Below are 13,421 nucleotides of genomic sequence, written 5' to 3' on the forward strand. Positions count from 1 at the left end.
GCTACCGGTACCTGCGGTGTGTCCGGGGATATTTTCTGCCGAACAGCTCCAGGCTCCACGGTTTTTCCCCTGGCCGGCGCCGGTGTTGATGGTTGCGCCGGTTCGGGCAGGGAAACCAGATCCACAGTCACCACCTCGTCGAGCAGAGGCCGGTGGTCCAGTATCAGGGGCACCTGTTTGGCCAGTCCGAAGGTCACAATATGCAGGACCACAGCCAGGCTGATCGCCCACAACCAGCTGCGGTCTTCAACCCTGGCGCGGTGGTGGAACTCCATGTCACTGCAGGATGCGCCGTCCAATGGTCCGGATCTACTGCTTCCTGGTTACCGGTTGTGTTACCATGCCAAGCCGGGAAAATCCCGCCTGCTTTATGTCATCCATGATGGCAACCACCTGTCCGTAGGGAACCTGCCGGTCGGCCCGGAGGTAGATAGGCCGCTTGCGTGCTTCAGGAGGCATGGCGCCTAGCTGCTGACGCAGCAGTGCCGCGGTCACCCTGACCTTGCCAAGAAATATCTCTCCCTTGCTGTTGATGGAGACCAGCAGGGGTTCCTCCTCCTGGCGCAGGGATTTGTTGGTTGTCTGGGGCAGGTCGACCTCAATGCCCTGGGTCATCATGGGTGCGGTCACCATGAAGATGATGAGCAGCACCAGCATGACGTCGACCAGCGGAGTCACGTTGATTTCAGCCATCAACCCCCTGCAGTTTCTTCCTCCCATGGCTCCCATTATGCGTCCTCGGTCTCTCTTCTTCGCTCAACTGCGGGTCAGAAAATCACGTTCAATCAGGTTAAGAAAATCCGTTGAAAAATTCTCGATATCTGAATCGAAATCCGCCAGCTTGCCTGAATAGAAATTATAATAGATTACCGCCGGGATGGCAACGGCCAGACCGGCCGCTGTGGCCACCAGGGCCTCGGAGATACCAGGGGCCACCACCGCCAGGGAGGCGGAACCACGCATACCTATATCCTTGAAGGAAGTCATGATGCCCCACACGGTTCCGAACAGACCGATGAACGGAGTGGCGGAGCCAGTGGTGGCCAGAAAAGACAGGGATCGCCCAAGCCGGTCCATCTCAATGAGGTGGGCCTTGCGAACCGCCCTTTTGAGATTGTCCATGGTGGCAAGCTGCATTTCCAGGGTTTCACTGCCCTGCTGCGAGTTACGGACCGCGCTGATTTTCTTCAGCTCGCTGAAGCCGGACATGAAAACCGCAGCTTCGGGACTCAAGGGAAAATCCCTGGCCGACTCATAGGCATCGTTCAAGGTCTTGCTTTCCCAGAACTGCTCGAGAAACTCCTCGGACTCCCTGATGGTCCGGCGAAACATCACCTGTTTCATGATAATGATTGCCCAGGAGACCACTGAAAAAACCAGCAGGGTGAACATGACGAGCTTCACCATCGGGCCGGCACCGGCAATCATGTGCCAAACTGTAATATCCACAAGAACCTGTCCCTCTATTTATACTCTTTTGTGATCACCACCAAAATTCAGCAAATGGCTGAGCCGGGAGACAACAGTGCGATTTTCACGGAAACCACGAGAAAACAGCCTGTTACCGGTATCCTCTGGCAACTGTTTTGAGTTTTCAGGGCTGAACGATGTTATCCTTTCTCTCCAAACAGTGCTGGATTTCGACGGTAATCAAATATCATTTTTTTGTCTCAGACAAGCGGCAAAGTCTGTCATGACCAAATGACCGGCTGACATGTTCGGCTGACATGTTCCGTTGTGGCTGGCAAACCCGATCCAGCCTTACTGGCTGGTGTCGGCATGTTATCTGGTCGAGGCGAGAAAGAGGCATGCCTGCTCTTTCCATTCCTCGATCTGGTCCTCATAGAGTGATGACGAAAATTCATGCCCGCAATCCATGCAGACGATCCGGGCCCCGACTCAGCGCCCTCTGAGTTCCGCACGTCCGTCGCACACCAGGCAGCAAAACGCGGGTTCGGGGAATCCGTCCGTCGAATTTTTCGGATTACCGTTCTGTTTCAGGCCATTTGTCCGGCAGCCTTCCCCCGCCCTTGCGCTGTCTTGATTCTTTTTCACAATAAACTGGAAGTCTACCTGAAAACTATAATTCTGTCGACCTTGTTCTTGAGATGTTGTAGATACCATTGTGAAAATTGAACCCGGGGCCCAACTAGTCCCGGAGTAACAGATATACAATAAGTTACAGTTCGACCCATAACCTTCAAGGAGGTACAGGTATGGCAGAAAATTCATATGATGTCGTAATAATAGGAGCAGGACCGGCTGGTATCCAGGCCGCCATCCACGCGTCACGCAAAAAGACCAGGGTACTGATGCTTGGCCGGATAGAAAACAGCGCCCTGTACAACGCCCATATCGAAAACTACGCCTGTCTCGATGGGGTCCACGAGGGGCACGAACTCCTGCAGGCCGGCATGTCCCAGGTCAAACGGTTCGGCACCGAGGTCTCACCCGAGGATGTGTTGAAGATAGGGCAGGAAGGCAAACTGTTCACCCTTGACCTGGAAAGCGGCCGGACCATCACCACCCGAAGCCTCATCTTCTGCATGGGCGTGTCCAAGAAAAAACTCGGCGTTCCGGGAGAGAAAGAGTTTGCCGGCCGCGGGGTGAGCTACTGTGTGGACTGTGATGCCAACTTTTACCGCGGCGCCACCGTGGCCGTGGCCGGTGACCGCAGCGCTGCCATCGACGGAGCCCTTACCCTGCTTGGCTATGCCGATAAGGTCTACCTCATAGCCCGCGAGCTCAAGGCCTCGGAGGACCTGCTCGAACGTCTGAAAAACAGTGAAGTGGAAGTAATCCAGAGAACATGGATCAAGGAAATTCTCGGCGACAATGCCGTGACCGGCCTGCGGCTTGAAGACGATCGGGAAGTGAAAGTGGAGGGTATTTTCATCGAGCTGGGTTCCAAGGGAGCCCTGGAGCTGGCCACCCAGGTCGGCGTCATGCTGGACTCGGAATTCTTCAAATATATCGACACCAGTCGCAAACAGGAAACCAACATCCCGGGCATCTACGCCGCCGGCGATATCTGCGGACCACCATACCAGATGGCCAAGGCTGTGGGCGAAGGGTGCGTAGCCGGCATGGAGGCCGCCACCTATGCCCGCAGACAGAAGAAGACGGACTGAGCCATAATGGTCTCCTATCCAGGGACAGCGGTGTAGGCGAACCGGCTCCAGGCGCAGCGGTGTCGTCCAACCGGAGGCGCACGAGCAGAACGTCGAGCACAGGCCGACACCGCTCCAACACAACAGATCGTTTTTTTTGGGGCAACGCCATCATCAACCAGATCCCCCCCTTGCGCTCCAGCCAAAGATCGCTCCTCGAGTCGATATCCCTCCTCACCTGCCGTTGCCTCTTCAACCACCCTGTGCCGGTTTTGCTTGATTAAAACCGGTTATTCTGCTACAGTTCTATCCTCAATCGATGACCTGCGGCCCAATATCCCTTCCGAAACCCGCAGTAATCACACCATCATCGGACAAATTCCACAACAAGCAAACCAAGGGCACCTCGGCAGGCCGACCCCGAAAACTGGGGAGCAGTGTCTCCGATGGCCCCATCATTGAAAACAACAGACAGGTAAGGCCTTGAAAACAAAAATTCTAGTTGCCAATCGTGGTGAGATCGCAATCCGGATTATCCGGGCCATCCAGGAACTGAACTATGATGCTGTTGCCATCTACGAGACCCCTGACCGTGACTCCCGGCATATTCGTATTGCCAACGAGGCGGTCTGGATCGGTGATGGACCGCGCAGCGATTATCTCGACATCGACAAGGTGATCAACGCCGCCATCCGCTCCGGTGCCGTCGCCATCCATCCAGGCTACGGTTTTCTCGCTGAAAATCCTGATTTCGCCAGGGCCTGTGAAGAAGCCGGGATCATCTTCATCGGTCCGCCATCGGATGTCATTGAAAAACTGGGCAACAAAGTCACGGCTCGCTCCATCATGGCCAAGGCAGGCATTCCCATGGTCCCGGGAACCGATATCCTGCCGCCAGGCGAAGAGGGACTGCAGGTTGCAATTGAGTTCGGCAAGAAATACGGTTACCCGATCATGCTCAAAGCCACCGCCGGTGGTGGCGGCCGTGGTATTCGCAGGGTGGAAAACGAGACCGAGCTGGGGGAGCAGTACGAAATCGCCCGTTCCGAAGCCAAGGCAGCCTTCAACGACGACTCGGTATACCTGGAAAAGGTTGTGGTCCAGCCCAAGCACGTGGAGGTCCAGATTATCGCGGACCGCGATGGCAAGACCGTCCACCTGGGCACCAGAGACTGTTCGATCCAGCGCCGGAACCAGAAACTGGTCGAGATCGCACCGGCCTTCCACTTGACCGACAAGCAGGCCGAGGATATCTGCCAGACCGCGGTCAAGGCTGCCAGGGCAGCCAACTACTTCAACGCAGGGACAGTGGAGTTTCTGCTTGACCGGGACGGGAAGTTCTATTTCATGGAGATCAACACCCGGCTGCAGGTGGAGCACACTGTCACCGAGATGATCACCGGCATCGACATTGTCCGGACCCAGATAAAACTGGCCATGGGCAAGAAACTGCTCTTTGACCAGGATGACATTATACTCCGCGGCCATGCCATCGAGATGCGCATCAATGCCGAAGACCCGCGCAACGACTTCATGCCCGAGGGCGGAAAAACCGTCACGGTCTACCGCTCTCCCGGTGGCTACGGTGTCCGCCTGGACGGCTTCTGCTACCAGGGATTTACCATTCCGGAAGTCTACGACTCGTTACTGGTCAAACTGACCGTCTTTGGCTGGTCGTGGAACGAAACCGTGGACCGGCTCAAACGATGCCTGACCAACTTTGTCATCACCGGCCCCAAGACCACGATACCGTTCTACCTGAACCTGGTCAATGACCCCGATTTCCGGGCCGGAAACTTTGATACCTCCTATCTGGATACTCACCAGCACCTGTTCGAATACGAGGAACAGAAAAGCGAGGTCAATAAACTTGCCGCACTGATTGCGGAAATCCACCATAAGAAACAAAACACCTTTGCAGCCTGATCCTTTCAGGATGCAGGAGTAACGATCATGCCTCAAGCCCCTGACTCTGTACAGAGGCAGGCGGAGGCACGACAAGTACTGCGGATCTCGCGACCCGTTTCATGCATACTGCCAGGCGGGCCATGCAGCAGGAATGCGAGCTGACCAGACTGACTCTGATGCAGGTGACCTTGCGTGCGCCTTGAACCATTAATATTCCGACCTTCTGCAGGTCAGGGAAAAGACCAGACGACATAGATATGACACGAATTACCAAGCACATGAGCACCACTGACGTGCTCGATGCCCTCCGGAAGGCCGACGGTTACTACATCACCAATACGGCAAGGGACATGTCCCAGTCCGACTACAAGAACCGGATCCTGCTCCACACCGATCTGCTTGCTGCCCCATCCAGGGAAGCAGCCGGATACTTTTCACTGGAGATAACCGGTGGTGCTTCGGTGCATGTGGACATCCTCCGCAAGCAGGTGGATCCCTTTCTCAAACTGGAACTGCTGCGGGAAGCCATGCCGGACACGATGTTCCAGACCCTGTGCCGCGGGGTCAACCTGTTCGGCTATCGCCCCTATCCCCAAAACGTAATCCGTTTCACGGTCCGCGAGTTTGCAAAGTACGTCGATGTCTGGCGGACCTTTGACTTCATGAACCACGTGCCCAACATGCAGGCGGTGTTCGAGGAAGTGGCCAAGGCCGGAAAAATCAACGAACCATGCATCTGCTTCTCCACCGGTCCCGAACATACCAATGAATTCTACGTCAGGAAAGTCCGCGAGATCCTTGACGTGACCGGCAACGAGATCATCCTCTGTATCAAGAACCATGGCGGTCTGGGAACCCCGAAACGGATCGGCGAGCTGGTCGACGCCATCAAGCAGGCCTACCCGGAACTTCCCATCCACTACCATGGCCACAACACTGACGGCAATGACATCGGCCGGATAACCGCAGCGGTCCTTGCCGGGGCCACCATTGTCGATGCCTCCGACCATGCCTTTAACGGCTTCTACGGTCCGCCGCCTATCCTCACCGTCATCCAGACCCTGAAGGATTATGGCAAAACCGCCATCGGTGTTGACGAGAAGGCTGTCATCGAAACATCGGACGTAATCCGTGACGAACGTCAGTACTACGCTCCATTCGAGGCCCAGATCAAGGGGTTCCTTCCCACTGTCCAGATCCACAAACTTCCTGGAGGAGCCATGGGGTCCAGCCTGGAGCAGGCCGCCAAGGGCGGATTCCTCGACAAGATGCCAGATATCCTCCACAAGGAGCTGCCCAAAGTCCAGATTGAGCTTGGCAACTGGTGGTCGGTGACCCCGGGTTCACAGATTCTCTGGACCACCGCGGTCTCCAATGTGCTGGAAGGAGAACGGTACGGAAACGTTTCAGGTGACCTCAAAAACCTCCTCCTTGGCAAATACGGCCCCTTTCCTTTCTACCGGCCCGACGATTGGATCTATGAAAAAGCCTTTGGCCCGAACTGGAAAAAAATCCTTGAAGAGGAAGGTGGAATCGAAGAAATCGAGGATATGGATATCGAGAAGGAGCGCGAGACTCTGGCCGAACGAATCGGCAAGGAGCCCACGGAACAGCAGCTGGTCATCTACCTGCAGCACCCCAACGATGCGGTTGATTTCTTCAACTTCGAGGAAAATTTCGGCAAGGCCTATGTCCTGCCGCCATCCATTTTCTTCCGTGAAGGTGGTTTCCAGCTCGGCGAGACCCTGATCTTCAGGGATCATAACGGCCAGGAACACATCATCGAGATCGGCCCGGAACAGCAAACCGAGAGTGGGGAGACCAACATCTATCTCAACGTGGATCACCACCAGCGGGTATTCATCTTTGAGCCGGAAAAGCAGGGCCATACCGAAAGCACTCCCAAAATCAGCAAGGACGAGATTGTAGCCCTGGCCAAGGCCGGTGACATCAGAGCCTCGTTTGCCGGTAACGTCTGCGCAGTTAATGTTGAGGTTGATCAGGAGATCAAACCAGGAGATCAGGTTGTTGTGCTCGAGGCCATGAAAATGCAGACCCCGATCGTCTCCGAGGTGGCCGGCAAGGTCGTGGCCGTATCCGTCAAGGTGGGGCAGGCGGTCCAGCCCGGCGACAAATTGGTCAAAATCGAGGTCGAGGACGAATAAACCTTCCCTTTTTGTCTAAAACTTTTCAGGCGCGAACATTCAGTGTTCGCGCCTTTTTTGTTTTTGTTTATCCTGGCAGCTTGACTTTTTCCGGGCAGATCACCAAATAATTCGGTTGTCCCGCTCATCCCAACCACCCACGGTCAAAAGCGGGTTATTCGGTCCCGGTCGTCCTGACTTTCTATTGCACACGACTACCCTTTTTTGAACTTAAGCTGTTCGTGGGCTGCCCGGAGAAGCCGGAAAACTTCCCGGCTGTGCCTGCGATTCCTGGTCAGGGCAAACTGGTAGCCCAACCGGGCAAGGGCCCTGGTGTCGATTCCGGGCAACCGATCCTCAATATCGCGAATGGCCTGGCTGTCCCAATGCTCTTCCCACTGAACCTGTTGCTCCCGGTGCAACCGGTACTGCTCCACGGCCTCACTCAACAAGGTGTCGCGCATGTATTCCAGTTCATGGAAGGCCCGGTCCTCAAGGATTTTGGAGCCGCGGCGCCGGGACATGAAATCACAAAGCGGTTCTACCGGTGTGGAACGAAGCAGCTTCGTGATGTACTTGAGCTGACGCTTTCTGGCCCCGCCCTTCAGAGCGACCGCCTCCAAAAGGAGCTCCCGCACCTCTGTATCACAGGGAAGATCCCTGATCATGCCCGGTGGCAACTGTACCAGCTCATGAACAAATTTCTCCAGCTGTTTGATTCTCCGCTTCTGTTCCGACCTGCTCAGTTCCATAATCTTTTTTCCTGTCCCTTTCCGTTCCCAAGTCCACCGATTGGTGATATATAACTCCGTACGGGTTCAATAGAACACCCTTGCAGACTCCCACAGCCTGCACAACGAAAGATGAAAGCCCTTGTTGTCCCCATGAAGAGCAAGACCAGACGTTCATATAAAACCATGGATCCTTCGTCCGGTCCATACCTCAGGCCCGGTGACCATGGAACAATGATTAACTATACATTTTTTCAGGAGATACCATGCAACAGTTTACCATTACCCAGCCGACCCAAATCCATTTCGGCATCGGCATAATAAAACGTCTGCCGGAAGTCGCCGCCGGTTTCGGTGGCACCAATGCCCTGGTGGTCCTTGATCCGGGCCTGATTCAGGCCGGACTGGATTCAAACATCACCCAGGCCCTGGAGGCGGGCAACATGAGCTGTACCATTTACTCGGAAATCGACCCCGAACCGGGCTTGCGTCTGGCGGACAGAGGTACCGAGATTGCCAGGAAAAACAACTGCGACTGTGTCATCGGAGTTGGTGGCGGCTCGGCCATGGATGTGGCCAAGGCCATTGCCATCCTGCTGACCAATGACGGCCGGGCCGCAGATTACCTTGGCCTGGGCAAGATAAAAAAACCTGGCGTTCCCAAGATAATGGTCCCTACTTCAGCCGGAACCGGAGCCGAGGTCACCTTCACCGCTGTCTTCATCAACGAAGAAACCGGATCCAAGGGTGGCATGAACGGCGACCCCCTCTATCCAGAAGCCGCGGTTCTTGATCCGGAGCTGACCCTGAGCCTGCCGCCCCACGTGACCGCGGCCACCGGAATCGACGCTCTGACCCATGCTCTGGAGGCCTACACCTCTGTCCAGGCTCATCCGGTGTCTGAAATGTACTCGCTCCAGGCCATTGATCTGATTGCCACCAACCTGCGCACCGCCTATGCGGACGGCCGGAACATCGAAGCCCGCTCCAACATGCTGCTGGCAAGCCTGCTCGGTGGCAAGGCCCTGGCCATGGCCGGCGTCGGCCTGGTCCACGCCATGGCCTATCCGCTCGGCGGCATGTTCGGCATCCCCCATGGTCTTGCCAATGCGGTGCTGCTGCCCTATGTGACCGAATTCAACCTGATCGGCAACCTGGAAAAGCATGCCCTGCTGGCCGAAATGCTCGGTGGCGACACGAACAACCTGTCACTTCGCGATGCCTCCCATGTCCTGGTGGAAGAAATGCACCAGCTCAACGAGGACCTGGCCATTCCGGCCAGCCTGGCAGACCTGGGTATCCCCGAGGACCGGATTGAGGAGATGGCCAAAATCGCCCTGACCGTGGCCCGACCGGTGGAAAACAATCCACGACAGCCCACCCTGGAAAACGTGATGATGATCTATGAAAACGCCATGGGCGGCATGTAACACACCTGATAACCACCACCAGGACACGCTCCGAAAAAAGAAAATAGAAAAAAAGAAAATCCGTACCAACCCTGCAAACAACGGGACAGCTGGTACGGATTTTCCTTTGACCGCTGATAAACGCTCGCCGCCCTGCTCTCAGGAGAGCAGTTCCCGAATCCGATCAAGGATCCGAACAGCTGTCTCCTCCTTGGAGAGCAGCGGCAGGGTCTCCTGTCCCTGCCGGTCGATAAGAAGGACCTGATTGGTATCCACGTCAAACCCGGTCTTCTCGCCCAGGATATCATTGACACAGATGAGATCCAGATTCTTGGTCACCAGCTTGCGCCGCCCCTCGGCCTCGTGGTCGTGGCTTTCGGCGGCAAAGCCCACCAGGACCTGTTCCGGCCGGCACTCCCGGCCGAGCTCCCTGAGGATATCTGAATTTTCGCTCAGGGTAATGGTGTCCGGTGCCCTGGACTTCTTGATCTTGCGATCCGCACAGTCCGCCGGTCTAAAGTCGGCCACTGCCGCGGCCATGATGATAATGTCGGCCTGGTCCCTGTGATTCAGCACCGCAGCGCGCATCTCCCGGGCAGTCATAACCGGAACCAGCTCCACGCCAGGGGGCGGATCAAGCGAAACCGGGCCGGAGACAAGCGTTACCCGGGCTCCGCGGCGACGGGCGACCCTGGCCAGGGCATAGCCCATCCTGCCACTGGAGCGGTTGCTGAGATAACGGGCCGGGTCCAGAGGCTCCCGGGTAGGCCCGGCCGTCACCAGCACATGACGCCCCTGCAGATCCTGGGGGGAAAGAGTGGCCAAGAGCACCTCCCGTACCTGGCCCCACCCGGGCAACCGTCCGGCCCCCTCCTCACCGCAGGCCAGCATCCCCGACTCCGGCTCCATCACCCGGTACCCGTAGCGACACAGTTGATCGAGATTCTTCCGGGTGGCGGGGTGAGCGAACATGACACTGTTCATGGCCGGACAGACCACCACCGGAATTTTGGCAGCCAGCACGGTGGTCGTCAGCAGATCGTCGGCCATTCCGTGCGCCAGGCGGGAGATAGTGTGGGCCGTGGCCGGAGCGACGAGGAGCAGGTCATGTTCCCGCGAGAGATCGATATGGGCCATGGCCTTACCGGGATCCTCATCGAACATGTCCGTATAGACCCGGCTGCCGGAAAGGGCTGCCATGGTGAGCGGGGTGATGAAACGGACAGCGGCTGAAGTCATGACCACGGTGACCCGGGCCTCTTCCCGTACCAGGTCACGGACCCACTGCGCTGTTTTGTACACGGCAATGGAACCGGTCACACCCAGGAGAATGCGGCGCCCGGCAAGAGAAGACAAAACGGGAAACGGGAAGCTCGGCATGGGGCCACCCTCCACCGGCGCTGCCGGTCGAGCAGAAAAAGGAAAAATTAGTTTCGCAGAACTTCGGCAAAGGGACTCAGGCTGGCGGCCCCGGTCTTGTCAATGGTCACATAGAGGGCGAGATGGGTTTTCCCCATCGTGCTTTCCTCGATGACCATCATACAGGTCTTGTTGGGCTTGATGAAGGCCAGGAGAATGTTTTCCGATGTGGCCTCACCCACCAGTTTCCACTTGTTGTCCTGCATGGCCTTGACCATGAAGTCCTTGAGGGAGATGACCTCCACCTTGCCGACATAATGCCATATGCCTCCGCGGAAGGATTCGGTCTTGATGGTCATGCTCCTTTTCCGATCCCACTCCATCTCGGTTGGCAGGACGATATCGCTGATATCATCGGCAAATCCGGAAACCGGCGGCAATGCACTGTCCCCGGGCTCCACCACTGATGAGCCACTATACTGGAAGGTGGTGCATCCGGTCTGCAGCTGGAGTACCAGTAAAACACTGCAAAGCAATAGCGCGATACGTCCTGTTACCTTGATCATTTGGCACCTCCGATCTCTTTGAGTATGAAATCCTCAAGCGGTTTCCGCCGGGACTGCTGGTTTCTGTGGCTGGGATAGCCAAGGGCGATAACGGCCATCAGGTCGTACCGGTCATCCAATTCCAGGACCTGATTGACCTGGTCCCTGTTCTTGAGGATCTGACCAAGCCATACAGCCCCGAGCCCCAGTTCTTCGGCTGCGAGCAGCATGTTCTGGATGCAGGCGCCGGCAGCCTGATGATCCTTGACCGGATCATACATGGCTTCAGTGTCAAGGTACACGGCAATCAGGGCCGGGGCAGCCTTGATTATGTGTGCGTAATGGGTAAGAGCGGCAAGACGGTGGCGCACATTCTCATCACAGACCAGCACAAAGCGCCAGGGCTGGTTGTTGAGTCCGGAAGGGGCCCAGATACCGGCGGTGACAATCCGGCGCAGCAAATCCATGGATACAGATTGATCCGTGAACTCCCGGATGGAACGGCGTCGGTAAATGGCTTCCTGCACAGGATTTTCCATGTTTGTACCATCCATATGTCGTACTCCGGCTGGTGAAATTATATCTTCCGTCTTAGTCTTTCCTTGCTCAACAGTAGCATCATGTTGTAAAAAATAAAGAAATTATTGTCAACAATCATTACCCGCTCAGAGATATCCAAAACAACTCCGTCCATGCAGAGATCCCAGCAACCACCCGAACTTAATCAGGATGAAGAGACCTACTTCATCGACTCTCACTGTCACCTGGACATGGCACCCTACAGCGACGACCTGGACCAGGTTCTTGATCAGGCTCTTCAGGTCGGCGTCCGGCAGATAATCACCATTGGCATCGACCATGAAAGTTCGATTAAGGCCGTGGCCCTGGCAAAACGGTATACCCCCCTGTTCGCCACCGTTGGTCTCCATCCCCACGAAGCAGCCACGGCAAGCCCCGAAGGATATCGCCAGCTGGAAGAGCTGGCCGGGGATGGCCGGGTCGTAGGTTACGGTGAAATCGGCCTCGACTACGCCAAAAACTATGCCCCCCGGGATATCCAGCTCCGCGTATTCCGCTATCAGCTCGACATGGCCAAAAACCTGCGGTTGCCAGTGATCATCCATGATCGTGACGCCCACGATGACACCATGCGTTTATTGCGCCAGGCAGCACCCTTCCCTGCAGGAGGAGTTATGCACTGTTTTTCCGGCGACCTGACCCTGGCCAACCAGGTTATGGAACTTGGCTTTTACATTTCCATCCCAGGCATCGTCACTTTCAAGAACGGTCATTCCCTGCAGGAGGTGGCCGCCCGGGCCGACCAGGAACGAATCATCCTGGAAACAGACGGCCCCTTTCTCGCCCCCATGCCCTTTCGCGGCAAACGCAACCAGCCTGGCTGGCTTGTCTACACCGCGATGCAGGTGGCCAGACTGCGGAACACCAGCCTTGAGGAAATCGCCAGGCAGACCAGCGCCAACACCAGGAACCTTTTCAATCTGCCGCTGCCGGGAGAGGACAAATGATTTGCGACAACCTGAAAACCATCTACAGGCAGATTGAAGAGGCTGCTGCCCGCACCGGCCGGGACCCACAGTCCGTGCGCCTGGTTGCTGTTTCCAAGCGCCAGGGACCGGAGCGGATCCTTGAAGCACTGAACTGTGGCCAGGAACTCTTTGGTGAAAATTACCTGCAGGAGGCACGGGAAAAGATAGAACAGCTGGGCGACAGGGCCCGCTTCCACTTCATCGGCCACCTCCAGAGCAACAAAGCCAGACATGCAGCCGAGCTCTTTACCATGGTGGAAACCGTGGACCGGCTGAAAATCGCCCGTGCCCTGGACCGACACTCCGGGTCCCTGGGCCGCAGCCTGGACATCCTGCTCCAGGTCAACGTGGGCAGGGAACCCCAAAAAGCAGGGGTTCTGCCCGAGAATCTCGAAGAGCTGGCCAGGGAGGTCGCCACCCTGCCGTCCCTGCGGTTACGCGGCCTGATGACCATGCCGCCCTACACCACTGACCCCGAAGAGAGCAGACCTTTTTTCAGATCGCTTTACCAGCTTGCCCGGGAACTCAGGGACAAAGGTCTCTTATCCGACAAGAGCCAAGTAGAGCTCTCCATGGGGATGTCCAGGGATTTTCCCGTGGCCATCGAAGAAGGCGCCACCCTGATCCGGGTTGGAACAGCGATTTTTGGCCCCCGGTCCTGACTGGAT

13 protein-coding genes are annotated in these 13,421 nt (G+C 56.5%); 6 read left to right on the forward strand and 7 right to left on the reverse strand.

Translation table 11 applies throughout. The features are described 5' to 3' along the window. The 3 genes from ACXJJY_RS11545 to tolQ all read right to left on the reverse strand — a co-directional run. On the reverse strand, positions 1-275 hold a 275-nt coding region (locus ACXJJY_RS11545), incomplete at its 3' end, for a hypothetical protein (RefSeq protein ID WP_456387918.1). A 34-nt stretch (positions 276-309) separates the two neighbouring features. Continuing rightward, complete coding sequence (gene tolR, locus ACXJJY_RS11550) at positions 310-693, reverse strand: protein TolR (RefSeq protein ID WP_456387920.1); 384 nt, start codon at positions 691-693, stop codon at positions 310-312. A 63-nt stretch (positions 694-756) separates the two neighbouring features. Then, positions 757-1,449 carry a protein TolQ gene (gene tolQ, locus ACXJJY_RS11555; RefSeq protein ID WP_456387922.1) on the reverse strand — a complete coding sequence of 231 codons (693 nt, stop codon included), beginning with the start codon at positions 1,447-1,449 and terminating at the stop codon, positions 757-759. A gap of 767 nt (positions 1,450-2,216) precedes the next feature. Here tolQ and ACXJJY_RS11560 point away from each other — a divergent pair. From ACXJJY_RS11560 to ACXJJY_RS11570, 3 genes are all read left to right on the forward strand, one after another. Further along, the gene (locus tag ACXJJY_RS11560) at positions 2,217-3,131 is read left to right on the forward strand and encodes an NAD(P)/FAD-dependent oxidoreductase (RefSeq protein WP_456387924.1); all 915 of its coding nucleotides are present in this window, start codon (positions 2,217-2,219) and stop codon (positions 3,129-3,131) included. Positions 3,132-3,593: 462 nt separating this feature from the next. After that, positions 3,594-5,036: an acetyl-CoA carboxylase biotin carboxylase subunit gene (locus ACXJJY_RS11565; protein WP_456387926.1), complete on the forward strand. Its 1,443-nt coding sequence runs from the start codon at positions 3,594-3,596 to the stop codon at positions 5,034-5,036. 239 nt (positions 5,037-5,275) lie between these two features. Continuing rightward, positions 5,276-7,183 (forward strand): biotin/lipoyl-containing protein, encoded by a 1,908-nt coding sequence (locus ACXJJY_RS11570; protein ID WP_456387928.1) that lies wholly within the window; start codon positions 5,276-5,278, stop codon positions 7,181-7,183. A gap of 194 nt (positions 7,184-7,377) precedes the next feature. Here ACXJJY_RS11570 and ACXJJY_RS11575 read toward each other — a convergent pair whose 3' ends face one another. After that, on the reverse strand, positions 7,378-7,914 hold the full coding sequence (locus ACXJJY_RS11575; protein ID WP_456387930.1) for a DarP family protein: 537 nt from the start codon (positions 7,912-7,914) through the stop codon (positions 7,378-7,380). Between the two features lie 245 nt (positions 7,915-8,159). Here ACXJJY_RS11575 and ACXJJY_RS11580 point away from each other — a divergent pair, with 245 nt between their 5' ends. Further along, positions 8,160-9,323, forward strand: coding sequence for an iron-containing alcohol dehydrogenase (locus ACXJJY_RS11580; protein ID WP_456387932.1), 1,164 nt, complete (start codon positions 8,160-8,162; stop codon positions 9,321-9,323). A gap of 138 nt (positions 9,324-9,461) precedes the next feature. On the opposite strand, the gene coaBC is transcribed toward ACXJJY_RS11580, so the two are convergent. The 3 genes from coaBC to ACXJJY_RS11595 are packed head-to-tail and all read right to left on the reverse strand — an operon-like array spanning position 9,462 to position 11,760. Continuing rightward, complete coding sequence (gene coaBC / locus ACXJJY_RS11585) at positions 9,462-10,682, reverse strand: bifunctional phosphopantothenoylcysteine decarboxylase/phosphopantothenate--cysteine ligase CoaBC (protein ID WP_456387934.1); 1,221 nt, start codon at positions 10,680-10,682, stop codon at positions 9,462-9,464. 47 nt (positions 10,683-10,729) lie between these two features. After that, positions 10,730-11,227, reverse strand: a complete 498-nt coding sequence (locus ACXJJY_RS11590) for a hypothetical protein (protein ID WP_456387936.1) — start codon at positions 11,225-11,227, stop codon at positions 10,730-10,732. Further along, on the reverse strand, positions 11,224-11,760 hold the full coding sequence (locus ACXJJY_RS11595) for a nitroreductase family protein (protein WP_456387938.1): 537 nt from the start codon (positions 11,758-11,760) through the stop codon (positions 11,224-11,226). Before ACXJJY_RS11595 ends, ACXJJY_RS11590 begins: the two co-directional genes overlap by 4 nt. A gap of 138 nt (positions 11,761-11,898) precedes the next feature. On the opposite strand from ACXJJY_RS11595, the gene ACXJJY_RS11600 reads away from it, so the two are divergent. Both ACXJJY_RS11600 and ACXJJY_RS11605 read left to right on the forward strand, forming a co-directional pair. Next, a complete protein-coding gene (locus ACXJJY_RS11600) occupies positions 11,899-12,732 on the forward strand; it encodes a TatD family hydrolase (protein ID WP_456387940.1) in 834 nt (277 codons plus the stop codon). Beyond that, entirely contained in the window at positions 12,729-13,415 is a 687-nt protein-coding gene (locus ACXJJY_RS11605) for a YggS family pyridoxal phosphate-dependent enzyme (protein WP_456387942.1), read from the forward strand. Before ACXJJY_RS11600 ends, ACXJJY_RS11605 begins: the two co-directional genes overlap by 4 nt. The last annotated feature ends 6 nt before the right edge of the window (positions 13,416-13,421 follow it).

This window comes from Desulfolithobacter sp. (assembly GCF_054025815.1).